Source organism: Micromonospora noduli, from assembly GCF_003264475.1.
Taxonomy (GTDB): Bacteria; Actinomycetota; Actinomycetes; order Mycobacteriales; family Micromonosporaceae; genus Micromonospora; species Micromonospora noduli.
The window spans coordinates 1-18,822 of sequence record NZ_PYAC01000007.1; the positions used below are offsets into that span (position 1 = coordinate 1).

Genomic DNA, 18,822 nt, shown 5'->3' on the forward strand with positions numbered 1-18,822 from the left:
CTTCATGATCAACAGGGGGTCGGCGGTGCGGTCGGGGGGTCGGGGGTCAGGGGGTTGTTGGGGGCTGGTCGTCCGATTTGAGGGCGCGCTTTGCCTGCTTGCGCTCTCGGCGGCGTTGGCGCTTGACGGCCTGGCGTTGGGGCTCCTTCGCGGCCAGCCCGCTGACCGTGCGGACCACCAGCACCGCGCCCCACGGCCCCGCCACCCAGGCCGGCCAGAAGTAGAGCAGGTCCTGGCTGAGCACCGACGTCACCGCCCAGATGGTCACCACGATGGCGATCACCCGCAGGTACGGGAACCACACCTCGGCCATCCAGCGAGCGGTGACGCCCCTGCTGGGGGCCGGATCGAGCTGGTCGCCCAGCAGGCTCACCGTCGACCCGGCAACCGGCGCCAGGCCCGACCGCTGCGCCGGCGTCACCGGCGGCAGGTCGGTGAGCAGCGCCTCAAGGTCGGCGTACGTGCGTGCCGCGTAGGCCCGCTGCAACCGCTCGTCGTACTCGTGCAGATCCAGTCGGCCCTCGTCGAGGGCGACCCGCAACCGGTCGGCCACCGCCGAACGGTCCGAATCCGCGGCTCGCATCCCGTCGCGCCCGTCCATGCCGGCAAGCATGCCACCGTCGTGCCACTCCCGCCGGAACGCCGACACCCGGTCGATCATGAAGTTGTTGCCCGCCTCATCGGCGTGTCGGGGCAATAACTTCATGATCGACGGCCGGAAGGGCGGTCGAGGCGGGATCAGGGGGTTTTTGTGGCGGCGGGCTGGCGGGCGGTCACCAGGTCCCCCAGGCGCGCCCGGCCACCGTCGAACGCGGTGAGCACCCAGACGCCGTCCGGCAGCAGCGCCATCGAGTGTTCGACGTGCGCGGCCACCGAGCCGTCCCGGGTGACGACCGTCCACCCGTCGGCCAACTCAGCCGTACGCGGGGACGCCATGGTGATCATCGGCTCGATGGCCAGGGCCATCCCGGGGACCAGTCGCGGACCCTTGCCCGGCCGACCGTGGTTGAGCACGTGTGGGTCCTGGTGCATCTCGGTGCCGATGCCGTGTCCGCCGTAGCCGTCGACGATGCCGTACCGGCCGCCCTTGCGGACAGCGGTCTCCACGGCGTGCGAGATGTCGGTGAGGCGGCCCTTGCCGCTGGCCGCGCCACGCGCCGCGGCGGCGATGCCGGCCCACATCGCGTCCTCGGCGACCTCGGCCATCTTCAGCAGCGCCGGGTCGACGTCACCGACCCCGACCGTGATCGCGGAGTCGCCGTGCCACCCGTCCAGCACCGCGCCGCAGTCGATGGAGATCAGGTCACCGGCCTGGAGCACCTGCTTCGGCGACGGGATGGCGTGCACGATCTGCTCGTTGACCGAGGAGCAGATCGACGCCGGAAAACCGTGGTAGCCCTTGAACGACGGAACGCCGCCCGCCTCTCGGATGGTCGCCTCGGCGATGGCGTCCAGATCGGCGGTGCTCACACCGGGGGCGACAGCCTCCCGCATCCGGCGCAGCGCCTCGGCCACCACCAGCCCGGCGGCCCGCATCTTCTCGATCTGGTCAGGGGTCTTCAGCTGGATGTCCAGCTGGGGACGACGCATGGAGCGTTTACCTTTCGTTGCCGAACAGCGGGGCACATAACGCGTACCCCGCTGTTCGCACTCTATCCGCCGTGGCCCGGCCGGACCTCAGCCGCCGTACGACCGCAACGCGTCGATGGCCCGGGTGGTGACGTCCTCCACCGGCCCGGTGGCGTCGATCCCGACCAGCTTGCCCTGAGCGCCGTAGTAGTCGACCAGGGGTGCGGTCTTCTCGCTGTACTCACGAAGCCGCGTGGCGATCGTTTCCGGCTTGTCGTCGTCGCGCTGGAACAGCTCGGCGCCGCACCGGTCACAGATGCCGGGCCGGGTGGTGGCGTCGAACTCGACGTGCCAGATCTTGCCGCAGCCCCGGCAGGTACGCCTGCCGGAGAGCCGCCGGATCACCTCGTCGTCGTCGACGACCAGCTCCAGGACCAGATCCAGGGCGGTGCCCAGATCGGCCAGGAGCTTGTCCAGAGCGGCCGCCTGCGGAGTCGTCCGCGGGAAGCCGTCGAGCAGGAAACCCTCGCTGGCGTCGGGCTCGGCCAGCCGGTCCCGGACCATGTTGATGGTGACCTCGTCCGGAACCAGCTCGCCCGCGTCCATGTACCGCTTCGCCTCGACACCGAGCGGCGTGCCCTGGGTGACGTTCGACCGGAAGATGTCTCCGGTCGAAATCTTCGGCACCGAGAGGTGCGCGGCGATGAACTCGGCCTGCGTGCCCTTGCCCGCGCCCGGCGGGCCAACCAGAACGAGTCTCATCTACCGCAGGAACCCTTCGTAGTTCCGCTGCATGAGTTGGCTCTCGATCTGCTTCACGGTCTCCAGACCGACGCCGACCATGATGAGCACAGCGGTGCCGCCGAACGGGAAGTTCTGGTACTGCTGGTTGTCCAGCCAGATGAAGAAGAAGTTCGGCAGGATCGAGATGACGCCGAGGTAGAGCGCGCCCGGCAGGGTGATCCGGCTGAGGATGAAGTCCAGGTAGTCGGCGGTCGGCTTGCCCGGGCGGATACCCGGCACGAACCCGCCGTACTTCTTCATGTTGTCCGCGACCTCGGTCGGGTTGAACGTGATCGAGACGTAGAAGTACGTGAAGAAGATGATCAGCAGGAAGTAGACCGAGATGTAGATCGGGCTGCTCGGGTTGACCAGGTTGTTCTGGATCCACGACTGGGTCTTGCCCGGGTCCGTCTGGTCGAAGAACTGCAGCGCCAACTGCGGCAGGTAGAGCAGCGACGAGCCGAAGATGACCGGGATCACACCCGCCTGGTTGACCTTGAGCGGGATGTAGGTCGAGGTGCCGCCGTACATCCGCCGGCCGATCATCCGCTTGGCGTACTGCACCGGGATCCGGCGCTGCGCCTGCTCGATGAAGGTGACAGCGGTGATGACCACCAGGACCAGCGCGATGACCAGGGCGAACATGTCCCAGCCCTTGCTGGTCTTGATCTGCCAGCCCTCGCTGGGCAGCCGCGCCGCGATCGAGGTGAAGATCAGGACGGACATGCCGTTGCCGACGCCGCGGTCGGTGATCAGCTCACCGAGCCACATGACCATGCCGGTGCCGGCGGTCATCGTCATCACCAGGATGGCCAGGGTCAGCCAGTCCGGGATGCCGGTGCCGGTGGGGATGATCGGGAACTGGTCGCAGCGGTTCTGGAACAGCTGACCCGAGCGGGCCAGCGCCACGAACGCCGAGGCCTGCAGCACACCGAGACCGAGGGTCAGGTAGCGGGTGTACTGGGTGATCTTCGCCTGACCGGCCTGGCCCTCCTTGCGGAGCTGCTCAAGGCGTGGGATCACGACGGTCAGCAGCTGCAGGATGATCGACGCGGTGATGTAGGGCATGATGCCCAGCGCGAAGACCGAGAGCTGTAGCAGCGCTCCGCCGGAGAAGAGGTTGAGAAGGTTCACCACCCCGGTGGTGTCACCCTGGATGGTGTCGAGGCACTTCTGCACGTTGCCGTACGAGACGCCCGGGCTGGGGAGCGTTGCACCCAGCCGGTAGACCGCGATGATGCCTACTGTGAACAGCAGCTTCTTGCGCAGGTCAGGCGTACGGAACGCACTGAGAAAGGCGGACAGCAACTTCTTCCTCCTGCGCGAGGCGGGCCGCCGGTGATCCCTGGCGGGTCGGGGTGGATCACGGGCGAGTGCCCGCAATCCATGGCTGGGATGGGACTCTAACAGCCTCACCCCGGTCCGGGCAGATGCGCCCGACTACATAAATCGATTCCGATGTTACCGGGCGCTCAGGCCCCAGGCAGACCATGGCGCCCGCCAGTTGCTCTCAACTGGACGGGCGCCATGGTCGTACGCCTTACAGCTCGGTGGTGGAGCCACCGGCAGCAGCGATCTTCTCCTTGGCCGACGCACTGAACGCGTGCGCGGACACCTGGAGCGCCACACCGCCGAGGTCCCCGGTGCCGAGGACCTTGACCGGGTGACCCTTGCGGACCGCGCCGGACTCGACGAGCTCCAGCGGGCCGACCTGACCACCATTCGGGAACAGCTCAGCGAGTCGGTCCAGGTTGACCACCTGGAAGACCACCTTGAACTTGTTCTTGAAGCCCTTCATCTTCGGCAGGCGCATGTGGATGGGCATCTGCCCACCCTCGAACGCCGCCGAGATGTTCTTGCGGGCCTTGGAACCCTTGGTACCGCGACCAGCGGTCTTGCCCTTGGAACCCTCACCGCGACCCACACGGGTCTTCGCGGTCTTGGAACCGGGCGCCGGGCGCAGGTGATGCACCTTGATCGTCATTACTCGACCTCCTCGACCTTCACGAGGTGGCTCACAGTGAAGATCATGCCGCGGATCTCGGGCCGGTCCTCCTTGACCACCACGTCGTTGATCCGCTTGAGACCGAGCGAACGCAGCGACTCACGCTGGTTGTGCTTGGTCCCGATACCGGACCGGAGCTGGGTGACCTTCAGGCGTGCCATCAGTGCGCCACCCCCGCACGCGACGCCAGCATGGCGGCCGGCGCGACGTCCTCCACCGGCAGACCACGACGCGCCGCGACCTGCTCGGGGGACTCAAGCCCCTTCAGGGCCGCCACGGTGGCGTGCACGATGTTGATCGGGTTCGACGAACCGAGGCTCTTGGAGAGCACGTCGTGGATCCCAGCGCACTCCAGCACGGCACGCACCGGTCCACCGGCGATGACACCCGTACCGGCCGAGGCCGGCTTGAGCAGCACCACACCAGCGGCGTCCTCACCCGTCACCGGGTGCGGGATCGACTGACCGATCCGCGGGACCTTGAAGAAGTGCTTCTTGGCCTCCTCGACACCCTTGGCGATGGCCGCGGGCACCTCCTTGGCCTTTCCGTAGCCCACGCCGACCGTGCCGTCGCCGTCGCCCACGATCACCAGGGCGGTGAAGCTGAAGCGACGACCGCCCTTCACGACCTTGGCGACGCGGTTGATCGCGACGACCCGCTCAAGGTGCGGGGTCTTCTCGACGGGCGCGTTTCCGCGGCCGCCCTCACGGCGGTTGTCGCGGCGACCACCCTCGTTGCCACCGGACCCGCCGCCACGGCGCTGTTGACCTGGCATCAGCAGCCTTCCTTCTCTCTCGTGACGGGGTTGTTAGAACTCGAGCCCGGCTTCGCGGGCGGCGTCGGCAAGCGCGGCGACTCGCCCCGCGTACCGGTTGCCGCCGCGGTCGAAGACGACCTTGGAGACGCCGGCGGCCTTGGCCCGCTCGGCGAGCAGCGCGCCCACCTTGCCAGCCAGGGCGCTCTTGTCGCCCTCCGCACCGCGCAGCGAGGCGTCCAGGGTCGACGCCGACGCCAGGGTGTGACCCTTGGTGTCGTCGACGACCTGGGCGACCATGTGCCGCAGCGAGCGGGTGACGACCAGGCGCGGACGCTCGGCCGTACCGCTGACGTTCTTGCGGACGCGGAAGTGTCGACGCGCACGCCCAACGGCGCGCTTGGCGGCGACACCGCGGCGGCGCTTGAGCAGCGTGGCGCTCACTTCTTACCTGCCTTTCCAGCCTTGCGGCGGATGACCTCGCCCTGGTACTTGACGCCCTTGCCCTTGTAGGGCTCCGGCGGGCGGATCTTCCGGATGTTGGCGGCGACCTCACCGACCTGCTGCTTGTCGATGCCAGCCACGTGGAACAGGGTCGGCCGCTCCACCGTGAAGGTGATGCCCGCCGGGGCGGGGACGACCACCGGGTGCGAGAACCCGAGCGCGAACTCGAGGTCCGAACCCTTGGCGGTGACCCGGTAACCGGTGCCGGCGATCTCCAGGCTCTTGCGGTAGCCCTCGGTGACCCCGACGATCATGTTGGCAACCAGCGTACGGCTCAGGCCGTGAAGTTCCTTGGCCTTGCGCTCGTCGTTCGGCCGGTTGACGCTCAGCTGCCCATCCTCGGCCCGCTCGACCGTGATCGGCTCGGCGAGGGTGTGCTGGAGCTGGCCCTTGGGGCCCTTGACCTTGACGGTCTGCCCGTCGATCGTGATGTCGACGCCGGCTGGCACCGGGATCGACTTACGTCCAATTCGCGACATTTCTACCTGTCTCCCGTTACCAGACGAAGGCGAGGACTTCCCCGCCAACACTCCGCTTGCGGGCCTGCCGGTCGGTCAGCAGCCCCTGGGACGTCGAAATGATCGCCACGCCCAGCCCACCGAGCACCCGCGGGAGCCCGTCCGACTTGGCGTACACCCGGAGACCGGGCTTGGACACGCGCTTGATGCCGGCCAGGCTCCGCTCGCGGTTCTGGCCGTACTTCAGCTCGACGACCAGTCGCTTGCCGACGGCGCCCTCCTCGGGCTCCTCGACCGACCAGGTGGCGATGTAACCCTCGGCCTTCAGGACCTCGGCGATGTTCGCCTTGATCTTGGAGTAGGGCATCTTCACCTGATCGTGGTACGCCTGGTTGGCGTTACGCAGACGCGTGAGCATGTCTGCGATCGGGTCGGTCATCGTCATGGATTTCGTCAGCCTTTCTCGCCGGGGTTCCCGGGGCATCAGCCCCGGGCCTACGGCGAAGAGCAATACCTAATCGGTGCAGGAGTTCCCGGCCGACGGCCGGGACGCGGTCGCCCTTACCAGGAAGCCTTGGACACGCCCGGCAGCTCACCGCGGTGAGCCATCTCCCGGATGCAGACCCGGCAGAGCCCGAACTTGCGGTAGACCGCCTTCGGACGCCCGCACCGCTGGCAGCGGGTGTACGCGCGAACCGAGAACTTCGGCTTCGCGGCCGCCTTGATGATCAGCGCCTTCTTGGCCATCTCAGTTCTCCTTGAACGGGAAGCCCAGGAGCTTGAGCAGCGCCCGGCCCTCGTCGTCGGTCGTGGCGGTCGTGACCACCGTGATGTCCATGCCCCGCTGGCGATCGATCCGGTCCTGGTCGATCTCGTGGAACACCGACTGCTCGGTCAGACCGAACGTGTAGTTGCCGTGCCCGTCCAGCTTGCGCCCGTCCAGGCCGCGGAAGTCGCGGATACGCGGCAGCGCGATGGAGAGCAGCCGGTCCATGAACTCCCACATCCGGTCGCCGCGAAGGGTGACCTTCGCGCCGATCGGCATGCCCTCGCGGAGCTTGAACTGCGCGATGGACTTGGTCGCCCGCCGCACCTGCGGCTTCTGGCCGGTGATCGTGGCGAGGTCGCGGACCGCGCCGTCGATCAGCTTGGCGTCGCGAGCAGCCTCGCCGACACCCATGTTGACGACGATCTTGACCAGCCGCGGCACCTGCATGGGGTTGCCGTAGCTGCGCTGCTCACGCAGCTGGGCCACGATCTCGTTGCGGTACCGCTCCTTGAGGCGCGGCAGGGTCTTTTCGGTAGCCGTGGTCATCACAGGTCCTTACCGGTGCTACGCGCGATGCGGACCTTCTGGCCGTTGTCGTCGATCCGGTAACCGACGCGGGTCGGCTTGCCGTCGGAGTCCAGGACCTGCACGTTCGAGACGTGGATCGGGGCCTCCTGAGTGACGATGCCGCCGGTCTTGGCGCCACGCTGGGTGGTGCTGATGCGGGTGTGCTTCTTGACCCGGTTCACGCCCTCGACCAGGACCTTGTCCTGCCGCGGGTAGGCCTGAATGACCTTGCCCTTGGCACCCTTGTCCTTGCCGGCGATGACGACGACCGTGTCGCCCTTCTTGACCTTCACGGTCACAACACCTCCGGCGCGAGGGAAATAATCTTCATGAACCGCTTGTCCCGCAGCTCCCGGCCCACCGGGCCGAAGATACGGGTTCCACGCGGGTCCCCGCCGTCCTTGATGATGACGGCGGCGTTCTCGTCGAAGCGGATGTACGAGCCGTCCGGACGCCGCTTCTCCTTGGCGGTGCGAACGACGACAGCCTTGACGACGTCGCCCTTCTTCACACCAGCACCCGGGATCGCGTCCTTGACCGTGGCCACGATGACGTCGCCGATGCTCGCGTAGCGCCGACCCGAGCCACCGAGAACCCGGATGCACAGGATCTCCCGAGCACCCGTGTTGTCGGCGACGCGCAGTCGCGACTCCTGCTGAATCACGTCTATCTCCTATGTCTGCCGGTTCTCCGGCCGCCGTAGCGGCCGGAGCCTGGCGGAACCTACGCCCGACGCAACGCCGGGCGAGCTCGAGCCTTCGCTACTTGGCCTTTTCCAGGATCTCCACGATCCGCCAACGCTTGGTGGCGCTCAGCGGCCGGGTCTCCATGATGAGAACCCGGTCACCGGTGCCAGCGGCGTTCTGCTCGTCGTGCACCTTCAGCTTGCTCGTACGGCGCATGATCTTGCCGTACAGAGCGTGCCGAACCCGGTCCTCGACCTCGACCACGACGGTCTTGTCCATCTTGTCGCTGACCACCAGGCCCTCACGGACCTTGCGGCGGGACCGCGCGGTGGCGGTGGCGGTGTCTTCGGTCATGATGCAGTCACCTCAGTCGGCGCGGCCGAGAGCCCCAGCTCGCGCTCGCGCATGATCGTGTAGATCCGGGCGATCTCCCGACGGATGACCTGCAACCGCCGGTTGTTGTCCAGCTGCCCGGTTGCGGCCTGCACGCGGAGGTTGAACAGCTCCGCCTTGGCCTCCCGCAGCTTCGTGACCAGCTCCTCTTCGGAGAGCTCACGCAGCTCGGTCGCCTTAACGCCCGCTGCCATCAGGATTCACCCACTTCGCGCGTAACAATGCGGCACTTCATCGGGAGCTTGTGGATCGCGCGACGCATGGCCTCTCGCGCGGTCTGCTCGTTGGGGAAGGACATCTCGAAGAGAACCCGCCCCGGCTTGACGTTGGCGACCCACCACTCGGGCGAACCCTTACCGGAACCCATCCGGGTCTCGGCAGGCTTCTTGGTGAGGGCCTGGTCCGGGAAGATCGTGATCCAGACCTTGCCACCACGCTTGATGTGGCGAGTCATCGCGATACGTGCCGACTCGATCTGCCGGTTCGTCACGTACGCCGGCTCGAGAGCCTGGATCCCGAACTCGCCGAACACCACCCGGTTACCACCCTTGGACGCGCCACTGCGGTCCGGGTGGTGCGGCTTGCGGAAGCCCTTCGGGGGCTTGCGCGGCATCAGCATCTGTCAGCCCTCCTGCTGCGTTTCTGCCGGAGCAGCAGTGGCGGCGACAGCTGCGCTGTCGACCGGCTCGCCGCTCGGCGTCTCGGCCTGCTGCGCGATGGTGGTCGCAGCAGCCCGACCGGCCTCGGTGCCACCAGCCGTGGTGCCGGACGAACCCGACCGGCCACGGCGCGGACGCTCGGGACGGTCGCCGCGCTCACCACGACGCGGGCGGGACGGACCGGCCTCGGCCGGAGCTTCCCGGCCCGGGACGGCGTCGCCCTTGTAGATCCAGACCTTCACACCGATCCGACCGAACGTGGTACGGGCCTCGAAGAAGCCGTACTCGATGTTGGCCCGCAGCGTGTGCAGCGGAACCCGGCCCTCACGGTAGAACTCGGTCCGGCTCATCTCGGCGCCGCCGAGGCGACCCGAGACCTGAACCCGGATGCCCTTGCAGACCGGGTTCTTCATCGCCGACTGCATGGCCTTGCGCATCGCCCGACGGAAGCTGACCCGGCTGGACAGCTGCTCGGCCACGCCCTGCGCGACCAGCTGAGCGTCCGACTCGGGGTTCTTCACCTCGATGATGTTCAGCTGAACCTGCTTGCCGGTGAGCTTCTCAAGCTCGCCGCGGATCCGGTCGGCCTCCGCACCCTTACGGCCGATGACAATGCCCGGCCGGGCGGTGTGGATGTCGACCCGGACCCGGTCGCGGGTGCGCTCGATGTCGACCTTGGAAATCCCGGCACGCTCGAGGCCCTTGGACATCATGCGGCGGATCTTGACATCCTCGCCGATGTAGTCCTTGTAGAGCTTGTCCGCGAACCAGCGGGACTTCCAGTCGGTCGAGATGCCGAGCCGGAACCCAGTGGGGTGAACCTTCTGACCCATTACTCGGCGTCCTCCGTCTTGCTCTGCGCTTCGGCCGGTGCGGCCTCCGTGGCCGGGGCGGCCTTCTTCGCCGCGGCCTTCCTCGGCGCTGCCGGCGCGACCGCTTCGACCGCCACAGTGATGTGGCAGGTGCGCTTGCGGATTCGGTACGCCCGACCCTGCGCCCGCGGCTGGAACCGCTTCATCGTCGGGCCCTCGTCCACGAAGGCCTCGCTGACGAGCAGCGCGTCGGGGTCCAGCCGCTCGTTGTTCTCCGCGTTGGCGATCGCGCTAGCGAGCACCTTGTACACCTGCTCGCTCGCAGCCTGCGGCGCGAACTGCAGCACCGTGAGCGCCTCCTTCGCGGGCAGGCCGCGGACGAGGTTGACCACCCGGCGCGCCTTCATCGGCGAGATGCGCACGTGCCGCGCAACCGCCCGCGCGCCCGGAAGCACCGGAGCGTCGCCCTTTCCTGGCATCGCTGTAACCCCTTGTTCCCTCTATCCGTATGCCCGCGGCGTCAGCGCCGACGGCTCTTCCGGTCGTCCTTCTCGTGACCCTTGAACGTGCGGGTCAGCGCGAACTCGCCGAGCTTGTGCCCGACCATCGCCTCGGTCACGAACACCGGGACGTGCTTGCGTCCGTCATGCACGGCGATCGTGTGCCCCAGCATCTCGGGGATGATCGTCGAGCGCCGCGACCAGGTCTTGATCACGTTCTTGGAGCCCTTGTCGTTCTGAACTTCCACCTTCTTGAGCAGGTGGTCGTCTACGAACGGGCCCTTCTTCAGGCTGCGAGGCATGTCTTATCTCCCTCAGCCGCGCTTACGCGTGGCGTAGCGGCGGCGGACGATCAGCCGGTCACTCGGCTGGCCCTTACGGCGGGTGCGGCCCTCGGGCTTACCCTGCGGGTTGACCGGGTGGCGACCACCGGAGGTCTTACCCTCACCACCACCGTGCGGGTGGTCGACCGGGTTCATGGCGACACCACGGACGGTCGGGCGCTTGCCCTTCCACCGCATCCGGCCGGCCTTACCCCAGTTGATGTTCGACTGGTCGGCGTTGCCGATCTCGCCGACGCTGGCGCGGCAGCGCACGTCCACCCGCCGGATCTCGCCGGACGGCATACGCAGGGTCGCGTACGCGCCCTCGCGGCCGAGCAGCTGGATGCCGACGCCGGCGGAACGGGCCAGCTTGGCCCCGCCACCCGGACGCAGCTCCACGTTGTGAATCGTGGTACCGACCGGGATGTTGCGCAGCGGCAGGTTGTTACCCGGCTTGATGTCGGCGCCCGGGCCGGACTCGACACGGTCGCCCTGCTTCATGTCCTTCGGCGCGATGATGTACCGCTTCTCGCCGTCGGCGTAGTGCAGCAGCGCGATGCGCGCCGTGCGGTTCGGGTCGTACTCGATGTGAGCGACCTTCGCCGGCACGCCGTCCTTGTCGACCCGCTTGAAGTCGATCAGACGGTACTGACGCTTGTGACCGCCACCGTGGTGCCGCGTGGTGATCCGGCCGTGGGCGTTACGCCCGCCCTTCTTCGGCAACGGAGCCAGCAGCGACTTTTCCGGCGTGGACCGGGTGATCTCGGCGAAGTCAGCGACACTCGAGCCACGTCGGCCCGGCGTCGTCGGCTTGTACTTACGGATAGCCATTGTCTACACCCCTCAGCTGACCGGGCCGCCGAAGGCCTCGATGCGGTCACCGTCAGCCAGCTTCACGATCGCCCGCTTGGTCGCCTTGCGCTGACCGAAGCCGGTCTTGGTGCGCTTGCGCTTACCCTGGCGGTTGAGCGTGTTGACCGTCAGGACGCGGACGTTGAAGATCTGCTGGATAGCGATCTTGATCTCGGTCTTATTCGCGTCCGGGTGCACCAGGAAGGTGTACCAGTTCCGGTTCAGCTCGCTGTAGCTCTTCTCCGAGACGACCGGCGCCACGATGATGTCGCGCGGGTCGGCGATCGTGCTCACTTGCCACCCTCCTCGGTGGTCTCGGCGGGCACGCCCAGGAACTCGTCCAGGGCGTCCTTGGTGAAGACCACGTCGTCGGCCACGAGCACGTCGTACGTGTTCAGCTGGCCGGACTCGATCAGGTGCACGCGCGGCTCGTTGCGCAGCGACACCCAGTTCAGCTCGTCGGTGCTGCTCAGCACGACCAGGACCCGACGGGCCTCGGTGAGCTTGGTCAGCGTGGCCAGGGCCGCCTTGGTCGACGGCTTCTCGCCCGAGACGAACGCCTCGACGACGTGCACCTGCCCGGCGCGGGCCCGGTCGGAGAGGGCACCCCGCAGAGCGGCGGCCTTCATCTTCTTCGGGGTCCGCTGGCTGTAGTCGCGCGGCACGGGACCGTGCACGACGCCACCGCCGGCGAACTGCGGCGCGCGGATCGAGCCCTGCCGGGCGCGACCGGTGCCCTTCTGCTTGTACGGCTTCTTGCCGCCACCGGCGACCTCGCCGCGGGTCTTGGCCTTGTGCGTGCCCTGTCGGGCCGCCGCGAGCTGGGCCACCACGACCTGGTGCATCAGCGCGACGTTGGCCTGCACGTCGAAGATGTCCTCCGGCAGCTCCACGGAGCCGCTGGTGGTGCCTTCGACGGTGCGCACGTCAACGGTGGTCACTTGGCCGCACCGCCCTTCTTCACCTTGCTCTTGGCCGCGGTACGGACCAGAACGAGCGCGCCCTTGGGACCAGGAATGGCACCCCGGACGAGCAGCAGGTTGTTCTCGGTGTCGACCGCCTGGACGGTGAGGTTCTGCACGGTGTACCGAACGCCACCCATACGACCGGCCATCCGGGTGCCCTTGAAGACACGACCCGGAGTGGCGCAGGCGCCGATGGAACCGGGCGAGCGGTGCTTGCGCTCGACGCCGTGCCCGGCGCCCAGGCCGTGGAAGCCGTGCCGCTTCATCGGGCCGGCGTAGCCCTTGCCCTTGGTCTTGCCGGTGACGTCGATGGTGACGCCGGCCGGGAACTCCTCGACCGTGACTTCCTGGCCGAGCGAGTATTCCCCAGCGTCAGTGGTGCGCAGCTCGACGATGTGCCGGCGCGGCGCCACGTCCGCCTTGGCGTAGTGCCCGCTGATCGGCTTCTTGACCTTGCGCGGGTCGATGGTGCCGTACGCGAGCTGGACCGCGGAGTAACCGTCCTTCTCGGCGCTACGAACCTGGCTGATGACGCACGGGCCGGCCTCGACCACGGTCACGGGAACAACACGGTTGTTCTCCCAGACCTGGGTCATGCCGAGCTTGGCGCCCAGGATCCCCTTGACTTGCCTGTCCATTTGTCCGGTCCCTACAGCTTGATCTCGATGTCGACGCCAGCCGGCAGGTCGAGGCGCATGAGCGAGTCGACCGTCTTCGGGGTCGGGTCGATGATGTCGATCAGCCGCTTGTGCGTGCGCATCTCGAAGTGCTCGCGCGAGTCCTTGTACTTGTGCGGCGAGCGGATAACGCAGAAACGGTTGATCTCCGTGGGCAGCGGCACCGGGCCCGCGACCTGCGCCCCGGTGCGCGTCACCGTCTCGACGATCTTCCGAGCCGAGGAGTCGACGACCTCGTGGTCATAGGCCTTGAGCCGGATGCGGATCTTCTGTCCCGCCATGGTGGCTTCTGTTCCTTCTCTCGATGCCGCTGTGTTGCGGGCGCCTGTACCGGCTGGCACAGGCCCACTTCGCCGACCCCCGCGGTCGGGCGTGTCGCGCCCTCGGGCCGAGCTCCGCCCCTAGGTACCGGAGTGGTGCTGACCGCACGGGGGGTCAAGGCGCCGATCGCATTACCGCGACCTGAACGCCGTGCGAGGGTGGTTGGCGACTGGGCCGCCAACCACCCTACGCTCGACTGCCTCGCCACCCGGAGGTTCAGCGGAAGCCGAACACAGGCGACGAACTGTCGTTACGCAACCTGACTAGTATGCCGCACGACCGGCGGCGGGTCTAATCGGGGTTACCTAGTTCACTTGTTAATCTTGGTGACGAACCCGGCGCCGACGGTGCGGCCACCCTCGCGGATCGCGAACTTGAGGTTCTCCTCCATGGCGATGGGCTGGATCAGCTTCACCGACATGGACGTGTTGTCACCCGGCATGACCATCTCGGTGCCCTCGGGGAGGGTGACGACACCGGTGACGTCAGTGGTCCGGAAGTAGAACTGCGGGCGGTAGTTCTGGAAGAACGGGGTGTGACGGCCACCCTCCTCCTTGGAGAGGATGTAGACCGTCGCCTCGAACTCCGTGTGCGGGGTGTTCGAGCCCGGCTTCACGACGACCATGCCGCGCTCGACCTCGTCGCGCTTGGTACCACGCAGCAGCAGGCCGACGTTCTCGCCTGCGCGGGCGTCGTCCAGGGTCTTCCGGAACATCTCGATCGCGGTGACCTTGGTCTTGAAGCTCTTCTCCTTGATACCGACGAGCTCAACATCCTCGTTCGGCAGGAGAACGCCGCGCTCCACGCGACCGGTGACGACGGTGCCACGACCGGTGATCGTGAAGACGTCCTCAACCGGCATCAGGAACGGCTTGTCAACCTCGCGCTCCGGCTGCGGGATCGAGGTGTCGACAGCGGTCATCAGGTCCAGCAGCTTGCCGGTCCACTCGGGGTCACCCTCGAGGGCCTTCAGCGCCGAAACCCGAACGACCGGCAGGTCGTCACCCGGGTACTCCTGCGAGGAGAGCAGCTCACGGACCTCGAGCTCGACGAGCTCCAGGAGCTCCTCGTCATCGACCATGTCGCTCTTGTTGAGCGCCACGACGATGTACGGCACACCGACCTGACGGGCCAGCAGCACGTGCTCGCGGGTCTGCGGCATCGGGCCGTCGGTCGCCGCGACCACCAGGATCGCGCCGTCCATCTGCGCGGCACCGGTGATCATGTTCTTGATGTAGTCGGCGTGCCCAGGGCAGTCGACGTGCGCGTAGTGCCGCGACTCGGTCTGGTACTCGACGTGCGCGATCGAGATCGTGATGCCGCGGGCCTTCTCCTCCGGCGCCTTGTCGATCTCGTCGAACGGCGTGTAGGGGTTCAGGTCCGGGTACTGGTCGTGCAGGACCTTGGTGATGGCCGCCGTCAGCGTCGTCTTACCGTGGTCGATGTGACCAATGGTGCCGATGTTGACGTGCGGCTTAGTCCGCTCGAACTTAGCCTTCGCCACTGGTGTCCTCCTGTGGACTTCTTGGTTCGTACGCCCGGCGCGCCGGTCGGCGCTTAGGACTCTGTCGACAGCCTTTCCGGCCTGACGGCCGGAGAGCCTTTGTGGGTTCTGCGGCGATGAAGCCTACAGGCCCGGTCTCACGCGATCCGATCGTGGTGGCCGCGGGCGGGTGAAACCTCCCGCGACCAACCACGAATCACCTGCTCAGAGCGCTACTCGCCCGTTGCCTTGGCGATGATCTCCTTCGCGACGCTCTGCGGAACCTCGGCGTAGGAGTCGAACTGCATGCTGTAGCTAGCCCGGCCCTGGGTCTTCGACCGCAGGTCGCCGACGTAGCCGAACATCTCCGACAACGGCACCAGGGCCCGGACGATGCGGGCGCCGCTGCGCTCCTCCATCGCCTGGATGATGCCGCGGCGGGAGTTGAGGTCACCGATGACGTCACCCATGTTCTCCTCAGGAGTGGTGACTTCAACGGCCATCATCGGCTCGAGCAGTGCCGGATCGGCCTTGCGGGCCGCGTCCTTCATCACCATCGAGCCGGCGATCTTGAATGCCATTTCCGACGAGTCGACCTCGTGGTACTGGCCGTCAAGCAGGGTCAGCTTCACGCCGACCAGCGGGAAGCCCGCCAGGATGCCGTACTGCAGCGCGTCCTGCGCACCGGCGTCCACCGAGGGGATGAACTCCCGGGGGATGCGGCCGCCGCTGACGGCGTTGGCGAACTCGTAGGTCGGCGAGTCGTTGTCCAGCGGAAGCGGCTCGACGCTCACGATCACGCGGGCGTACTGGCCGGAACCACCGGTCTGCTTCTTGTGGGTGTACTCGACCTTGTCCACCTTGCGGCGGATGGTCTCGCGGTACGCCACCTGCGGCTTGCCGACGTTCGCCTCGACGTTGAACTCGCGGCGCATCCGGTCGACCAGGATGTCCAGGTGCAGCTCACCCATGCCGGAGATGACCGTCTGACCGGTCTCCTCGTCCAGCTGGACGCGGAAGGTCGGGTCCTCCTCGGCCAGGCGCTGGATGGCCGTGCCCAGCTTCTCCTGGTCGGACTTGGTCTTCGGCTCGATCGCCACCGAGATGACCGGCTCCGGGAAGGTCATCGACTCCAGGATCACCGGGTTCGCCGGGTCGGAGAGAGTGTCGCCGGTGGTGGTCTGCTTGAGACCCTGCACGGCGATGATGTCGCCGGCCTGCGCCGACGGACGCTCTTCCCGCTTGTTGGCGTGCATCTGGTAGATCTTGCCGATCCGCTCCTTGCGGTCCTTGGTGGAGTTGACCACCTGGGAACCGGAATCGAGCGTGCCGGAGTAGACCCGCACGTAGGTGAGCTTGCCCAGGTGCTTGTCCGTCTGGATCTTGAAGGCCAGGCCGGAGAAGGGCTCCGAGTTGGACGGCTTACGCAGCAGCGGGGTCTCGCCGTCGGTGGCCGTACCCTCGATCGCCGGAACGTCCAGCGGCGACGGCAGGAAGTCGACCACGGCGTCGAGCATGGGCTGAACGCCCTTGTTCTTGAACGCCGAGCCGCAGAGCACCGGGTTGGCCTTGCCGGCGATGGTGGCACGCCGGATGGCGGCCTTGATCTCCTCGACGGAGATCTCCTCGCCCTCCAGGTACTTCTCCATCACCGCGTCGTCGACGTCGGCCAGGGTCTCCATCAGCTTCTCGCGCCACTCGGCCGCGGAGTCGGCCAGCTCGGCCGGGATCTCCTCAACCGCGTAGTCCTCACCCTTCTGGGTCTCCCCGCGCCAGGTGAGCGCGCGCATGCCGATCAGGTCGACGACACCGATGTGGTCACCCTCGAGCCCGATCGGGATCTGGAGCACCAGCGGGGTGGCGTTCAGCCGGTCGATCATCATCTGCACGCAGCGGAAGAAGTCGGCGCCGGTCCGGTCGAGCTTGTTGACGAAGCACATACGCGGGACGTTGTACTTGTCGGCCTGCCGCCAGACGTTCTCCGTCTGCGGTTCCACGCCGGCGACACCGTCGTAAACCGCGACCGCACCATCCAGGACCCGCAGCGACCGCTCGACCTCGACCGTGAAGTCGACGTGGCCAGGCGTGTCGATGATCTGGATCGTGTGGTCTTTCCACTCACACTTGGTAGCAGCGGAGGTGATGGTGATACCACGCTCCTGCTCCTGCTCCATCCAGTCCATGACGGCAGCGCCCTCGTGGACCTCACCGATCTTGTACGTGATGCCGGTGTAGAACAGGATTCGCTCGGTGGTCGTGGTCTTACCGGCATCGATGTGCGCCATGATGCCGATGTTGCGTACCTTGGCGAGCGCGTCTGCGGCGGCCACTTCAATCCCTACTTATCGTCGTCTCGACTCAACTGGTGGCGGTTCCGGCGCCCGAAGGCGCCGGAACCAGGGTGTTACCAGCGGTAGTGCGCGAAGGCCTTGTTCGACTCGGCCATCTTGTGCGTGTCCTCGCGCCGCTTGACGGCGGCACCGAGGCCGTTGCTCGCGTCCAGCAGCTCGTTCATCAGCCGCTCGACCATGGTCTTCTCGCGCCGGGCGCGGGAGTACGTGACCAGCCAGCGCAGGCCCAGGGTGGTCGCCCGGGTCGGGCGGACCTCGACCGGAACCTGGTAGGTGGCGCCACCGACACGACGGCTGCGCACCTCGAGGGTCGGCTTGACGTTGTCCATCGCCCGCTTGAGGGTGACGACCGGGTCGGTGCCGGACTTCTCGCGGCAGCCCTCGAGGGCCGCGTACACGATGGACTCGGCGAGCTGACGCTTGCCGCGGAGCAGGATCTTGTTCACGAGCTGGGTGACCAGCGGCGAGTTGTACACCGGGTCAGCGACCAGTGGCCGCCGCGGAGCGGGTCCCTTACGCGGCATGTCAGCTCTTCTCCTTCTTCGCGCCGTAACGGCTGCGCGCCTGCTTGCGGTTGCGGACACCCTGGGTGTCCAGCGAGCCGCGAACGATCTTGTAACGCACGCCGGGGAGGTCCTTCACCCGGCCGCCGCGAACGAGCACGATCGAGTGCTCCTGCAGGTTGTGACCGACGCCGGGGATGTAGGCGGTCACCTCGATCTGGCTGCTGAGCTTCACGCGAGCGACCTTGCGCAGCGCCGAGTTCGGCTTCTTCGGGGTGGTGGTGTACACGCGGGTGCACACGCCGCGCCGCTGAGGGGAACCCTTCAGCGCCGGGGTCTTGGTCTTGGTCGTCTTCGCCTGGCGGCCCTTTCGGACCAGCTGCTGGATCGTGGGCACCGGGTTTCTCCGCTCCCTTCGGCCGCATCCGCGGCCGCGCCGTCTGCTCGTTAGCCGGCCTGATGACCGGCTCTCCTACATTCCGACCAGGGTCGCCTTGCGGAGACCCCGGCACCCGCGGTCGGGCGTGTCGCCCTCGTCACGGCCCCGTTGCGACGCTCTCGCGTTCGTACCGGGTTTTGTCACCGGCGCGCGGGTCGCCCCGCCCCGGATCTTTGGCTTGTCGTGCCGCCGCCCGTTAGCCGGAAACAGCGCACGCACGAGTTGCCCGGGCATGCCCGGGCACAAGGGGAAAGAGTACCTACCACAACCGCCCAGGTCAAAACGGAATGGCCCGGCGACCGTCTCACACCCGCCGGCCGGATCTCGTCCTGCCCTGTCGCCCGCGATGGGCACCTACGAATACAAGTGTACCGGCTTCCCCGCAGAAGCACCCATCGCCCCCGGGGTGACCGGAAGCCTTCCGCGGAAAACCCCCGTCAGGTGCCGGA

29 protein-coding genes are annotated in these 18,822 nt (G+C 67.3%); all 29 read right to left on the reverse strand.

What is annotated here, in order from left to right:
- Positions 1-46: 46 nt before the first annotated feature.
- The 29 genes from MED15_RS09660 to rpsL all read right to left on the reverse strand — a co-directional run bounded on the left by MED15_RS09660 (position 47) and on the right by rpsL (position 18,331).
- Positions 47-601, reverse strand: a complete 555-nt coding sequence (locus MED15_RS09660) for a DUF1707 SHOCT-like domain-containing protein (protein WP_112584909.1) — start codon at positions 599-601, stop codon at positions 47-49.
- A 137-nt stretch (positions 602-738) separates the two neighbouring features.
- Entirely contained in the window at positions 739-1,590 is an 852-nt protein-coding gene (gene map / locus MED15_RS09665) for a type I methionyl aminopeptidase (protein WP_091402377.1), read from the reverse strand.
- Positions 1,591-1,677: 87 nt separating this feature from the next.
- Positions 1,678-2,331: an adenylate kinase gene (locus tag MED15_RS09670; protein WP_088950228.1), complete on the reverse strand. Its 654-nt coding sequence runs from the start codon at positions 2,329-2,331 to the stop codon at positions 1,678-1,680.
- On the reverse strand, positions 2,332-3,660 hold the full coding sequence (gene secY, locus MED15_RS09675) for a preprotein translocase subunit SecY (RefSeq protein ID WP_112584818.1): 1,329 nt from the start codon (positions 3,658-3,660) through the stop codon (positions 2,332-2,334).
- A gap of 232 nt (positions 3,661-3,892) precedes the next feature.
- The gene (gene rplO / locus MED15_RS09680; protein ID WP_112584816.1) at positions 3,893-4,336 is read right to left on the reverse strand and encodes a 50S ribosomal protein L15; all 444 of its coding nucleotides are present in this window, start codon (positions 4,334-4,336) and stop codon (positions 3,893-3,895) included.
- Positions 4,336-4,518 (reverse strand): 50S ribosomal protein L30, encoded by a 183-nt coding sequence (gene rpmD, locus MED15_RS09685; protein WP_007465262.1) that lies wholly within the window; start codon positions 4,516-4,518, stop codon positions 4,336-4,338. Before rpmD ends, rplO begins: the two co-directional genes overlap by 1 nt.
- The gene (rpsE, locus tag MED15_RS09690; RefSeq protein WP_074314587.1) at positions 4,518-5,132 is read right to left on the reverse strand and encodes a 30S ribosomal protein S5; all 615 of its coding nucleotides are present in this window, start codon (positions 5,130-5,132) and stop codon (positions 4,518-4,520) included. Before rpsE ends, rpmD begins: the two co-directional genes overlap by 1 nt.
- A 33-nt stretch (positions 5,133-5,165) precedes the next feature.
- The gene (gene rplR / locus MED15_RS09695) at positions 5,166-5,555 is read right to left on the reverse strand and encodes a 50S ribosomal protein L18 (RefSeq protein ID WP_091402381.1); all 390 of its coding nucleotides are present in this window, start codon (positions 5,553-5,555) and stop codon (positions 5,166-5,168) included.
- Positions 5,552-6,094: a 50S ribosomal protein L6 gene (rplF, locus tag MED15_RS09700; RefSeq protein ID WP_091402383.1), complete on the reverse strand. Its 543-nt coding sequence runs from the start codon at positions 6,092-6,094 to the stop codon at positions 5,552-5,554. The genes rplR and rplF overlap by 4 nt, the downstream gene beginning before the upstream one ends.
- A 16-nt stretch (positions 6,095-6,110) precedes the next feature.
- The gene (gene rpsH / locus MED15_RS09705; RefSeq protein WP_007465270.1) at positions 6,111-6,518 is read right to left on the reverse strand and encodes a 30S ribosomal protein S8; all 408 of its coding nucleotides are present in this window, start codon (positions 6,516-6,518) and stop codon (positions 6,111-6,113) included.
- Positions 6,519-6,634: 116 nt separating this feature from the next.
- On the reverse strand, positions 6,635-6,820 hold the full coding sequence (locus MED15_RS09710) for a type Z 30S ribosomal protein S14 (RefSeq protein ID WP_007465272.1): 186 nt from the start codon (positions 6,818-6,820) through the stop codon (positions 6,635-6,637).
- A 1-nt stretch (position 6,821) separates the two neighbouring features.
- Entirely contained in the window at positions 6,822-7,388 is a 567-nt protein-coding gene (gene rplE, locus MED15_RS09715; protein ID WP_091402385.1) for a 50S ribosomal protein L5, read from the reverse strand.
- A complete protein-coding gene (gene rplX / locus MED15_RS09720) occupies positions 7,388-7,708 on the reverse strand; it encodes a 50S ribosomal protein L24 (protein WP_172899047.1) in 321 nt (106 codons plus the stop codon). Before rplX ends, rplE begins: the two co-directional genes overlap by 1 nt.
- Positions 7,705-8,073, reverse strand: coding sequence for a 50S ribosomal protein L14 (gene rplN / locus MED15_RS09725; RefSeq protein ID WP_007073026.1), 369 nt, complete (start codon positions 8,071-8,073; stop codon positions 7,705-7,707). Before rplN ends, rplX begins: the two co-directional genes overlap by 4 nt.
- Positions 8,074-8,170: 97 nt before the next feature.
- Positions 8,171-8,449 carry a 30S ribosomal protein S17 gene (gene rpsQ, locus MED15_RS09730; RefSeq protein ID WP_112584814.1) on the reverse strand — a complete coding sequence of 93 codons (279 nt, stop codon included), beginning with the start codon at positions 8,447-8,449 and terminating at the stop codon, positions 8,171-8,173.
- Complete coding sequence (rpmC, locus tag MED15_RS09735; protein WP_007465283.1) at positions 8,446-8,682, reverse strand: 50S ribosomal protein L29; 237 nt, start codon at positions 8,680-8,682, stop codon at positions 8,446-8,448. The genes rpsQ and rpmC overlap by 4 nt, the downstream gene beginning before the upstream one ends.
- On the reverse strand, positions 8,682-9,107 hold the full coding sequence (gene rplP, locus MED15_RS09740) for a 50S ribosomal protein L16 (RefSeq protein WP_053653940.1): 426 nt from the start codon (positions 9,105-9,107) through the stop codon (positions 8,682-8,684). Before rplP ends, rpmC begins: the two co-directional genes overlap by 1 nt.
- A 3-nt stretch (positions 9,108-9,110) precedes the next feature.
- Positions 9,111-9,980, reverse strand: coding sequence for a 30S ribosomal protein S3 (rpsC, locus tag MED15_RS09745; RefSeq protein WP_091402401.1), 870 nt, complete (start codon positions 9,978-9,980; stop codon positions 9,111-9,113).
- Positions 9,980-10,438, reverse strand: coding sequence for a 50S ribosomal protein L22 (gene rplV / locus MED15_RS09750; RefSeq protein ID WP_007465297.1), 459 nt, complete (start codon positions 10,436-10,438; stop codon positions 9,980-9,982). The genes rpsC and rplV overlap by 1 nt, the downstream gene beginning before the upstream one ends.
- Positions 10,439-10,479: 41 nt before the next feature.
- On the reverse strand, positions 10,480-10,761 hold the full coding sequence (rpsS, locus tag MED15_RS09755) for a 30S ribosomal protein S19 (RefSeq protein WP_007465299.1): 282 nt from the start codon (positions 10,759-10,761) through the stop codon (positions 10,480-10,482).
- Positions 10,762-10,773: 12 nt separating this feature from the next.
- A complete protein-coding gene (gene rplB / locus MED15_RS09760; protein ID WP_088950237.1) occupies positions 10,774-11,613 on the reverse strand; it encodes a 50S ribosomal protein L2 in 840 nt (279 codons plus the stop codon).
- 12 nt (positions 11,614-11,625) lie between these two features.
- Complete coding sequence (gene rplW / locus MED15_RS09765) at positions 11,626-11,928, reverse strand: 50S ribosomal protein L23 (RefSeq protein ID WP_007465304.1); 303 nt, start codon at positions 11,926-11,928, stop codon at positions 11,626-11,628.
- Positions 11,925-12,575 (reverse strand): 50S ribosomal protein L4, encoded by a 651-nt coding sequence (gene rplD, locus MED15_RS09770; protein WP_030489587.1) that lies wholly within the window; start codon positions 12,573-12,575, stop codon positions 11,925-11,927. Before rplD ends, rplW begins: the two co-directional genes overlap by 4 nt.
- A complete protein-coding gene (rplC, locus tag MED15_RS09775) occupies positions 12,572-13,237 on the reverse strand; it encodes a 50S ribosomal protein L3 (RefSeq protein WP_091402403.1) in 666 nt (221 codons plus the stop codon). Before rplC ends, rplD begins: the two co-directional genes overlap by 4 nt.
- Before the next feature lie 11 nt (positions 13,238-13,248).
- Positions 13,249-13,557: a 30S ribosomal protein S10 gene (gene rpsJ, locus MED15_RS09780; protein WP_007073037.1), complete on the reverse strand. Its 309-nt coding sequence runs from the start codon at positions 13,555-13,557 to the stop codon at positions 13,249-13,251.
- A gap of 350 nt (positions 13,558-13,907) precedes the next feature.
- Positions 13,908-15,101, reverse strand: coding sequence for an elongation factor Tu (gene tuf / locus MED15_RS09785; protein WP_030489585.1), 1,194 nt, complete (start codon positions 15,099-15,101; stop codon positions 13,908-13,910).
- A gap of 212 nt (positions 15,102-15,313) precedes the next feature.
- The gene (gene fusA / locus MED15_RS09790; protein ID WP_030489584.1) at positions 15,314-17,410 is read right to left on the reverse strand and encodes an elongation factor G; all 2,097 of its coding nucleotides are present in this window, start codon (positions 17,408-17,410) and stop codon (positions 15,314-15,316) included.
- A 74-nt stretch (positions 17,411-17,484) separates the two neighbouring features.
- On the reverse strand, positions 17,485-17,955 hold the full coding sequence (gene rpsG / locus MED15_RS09795; RefSeq protein ID WP_007465317.1) for a 30S ribosomal protein S7: 471 nt from the start codon (positions 17,953-17,955) through the stop codon (positions 17,485-17,487).
- A 1-nt stretch (position 17,956) separates the two neighbouring features.
- Positions 17,957-18,331: a 30S ribosomal protein S12 gene (rpsL, locus tag MED15_RS09800; RefSeq protein ID WP_007465318.1), complete on the reverse strand. Its 375-nt coding sequence runs from the start codon at positions 18,329-18,331 to the stop codon at positions 17,957-17,959.
- Positions 18,332-18,822: the final 491 nt, after the last annotated feature.

What these genes read in the sequence shown, in the direction of transcription:
- rpsQ (WP_112584814.1), bottom strand. Translation starts at nt 8,449, where the DNA reads ATGACCGAAGACACCGCCACCGCCACCGCGCGGTCCCGCCGCAAGGTC.
- rpmD (WP_007465262.1), bottom strand. Translation starts at nt 4,518, where the DNA reads ATGGCACGCCTGAAGGTCACCCAGCTCCGGTCCGGTATCGGGACCAAG.
- rpsE (WP_074314587.1), bottom strand. Translation starts at nt 5,132, where the DNA reads ATGCCAGGTCAACAGCGCCGTGGCGGCGGGTCCGGTGGCAACGAGGGT.
- rpsJ (WP_007073037.1), bottom strand. Translation starts at nt 13,557, where the DNA reads ATGGCGGGACAGAAGATCCGCATCCGGCTCAAGGCCTATGACCACGAG.
- MED15_RS09670 (WP_088950228.1), bottom strand. Translation starts at nt 2,331, where the DNA reads ATGAGACTCGTTCTGGTTGGCCCGCCGGGCGCGGGCAAGGGCACGCAG.
- rpsS (WP_007465299.1), bottom strand. Translation starts at nt 10,761, where the DNA reads ATGCCTCGCAGCCTGAAGAAGGGCCCGTTCGTAGACGACCACCTGCTC.
- rplC (WP_091402403.1), bottom strand. Translation starts at nt 13,237, where the DNA reads ATGGACAGGCAAGTCAAGGGGATCCTGGGCGCCAAGCTCGGCATGACC.
- rpsH (WP_007465270.1), bottom strand. Translation starts at nt 6,518, where the DNA reads ATGACGATGACCGACCCGATCGCAGACATGCTCACGCGTCTGCGTAAC.
- rplF (WP_091402383.1), bottom strand. Translation starts at nt 6,094, where the DNA reads ATGTCGCGAATTGGACGTAAGTCGATCCCGGTGCCAGCCGGCGTCGAC.
- MED15_RS09710 (WP_007465272.1), bottom strand. Translation starts at nt 6,820, where the DNA reads ATGGCCAAGAAGGCGCTGATCATCAAGGCGGCCGCGAAGCCGAAGTTC.
- rplP (WP_053653940.1), bottom strand. Translation starts at nt 9,107, where the DNA reads ATGCTGATGCCGCGCAAGCCCCCGAAGGGCTTCCGCAAGCCGCACCAC.
- rpsG (WP_007465317.1), bottom strand. Translation starts at nt 17,955, where the DNA reads ATGCCGCGTAAGGGACCCGCTCCGCGGCGGCCACTGGTCGCTGACCCG.
- rpmC (WP_007465283.1), bottom strand. Translation starts at nt 8,682, where the DNA reads ATGGCAGCGGGCGTTAAGGCGACCGAGCTGCGTGAGCTCTCCGAAGAG.
- map (WP_091402377.1), bottom strand. Translation starts at nt 1,590, where the DNA reads ATGCGTCGTCCCCAGCTGGACATCCAGCTGAAGACCCCTGACCAGATC.
- MED15_RS09660 (WP_112584909.1), bottom strand. Translation starts at nt 601, where the DNA reads ATGGACGGGCGCGACGGGATGCGAGCCGCGGATTCGGACCGTTCGGCG.
- rplE (WP_091402385.1), bottom strand. Translation starts at nt 7,388, where the DNA reads ATGACCACGGCTACCGAAAAGACCCTGCCGCGCCTCAAGGAGCGGTAC.
- rplB (WP_088950237.1), bottom strand. Translation starts at nt 11,613, where the DNA reads ATGGCTATCCGTAAGTACAAGCCGACGACGCCGGGCCGACGTGGCTCG.
- rplO (WP_112584816.1), bottom strand. Translation starts at nt 4,336, where the DNA reads ATGACGATCAAGGTGCATCACCTGCGCCCGGCGCCCGGTTCCAAGACC.
- rplV (WP_007465297.1), bottom strand. Translation starts at nt 10,438, where the DNA reads ATGCCAGGAAAGGGCGACGCTCCGGTGCTTCCGGGCGCGCGGGCGGTT.
- rpsC (WP_091402401.1), bottom strand. Translation starts at nt 9,980, where the DNA reads ATGGGTCAGAAGGTTCACCCCACTGGGTTCCGGCTCGGCATCTCGACC.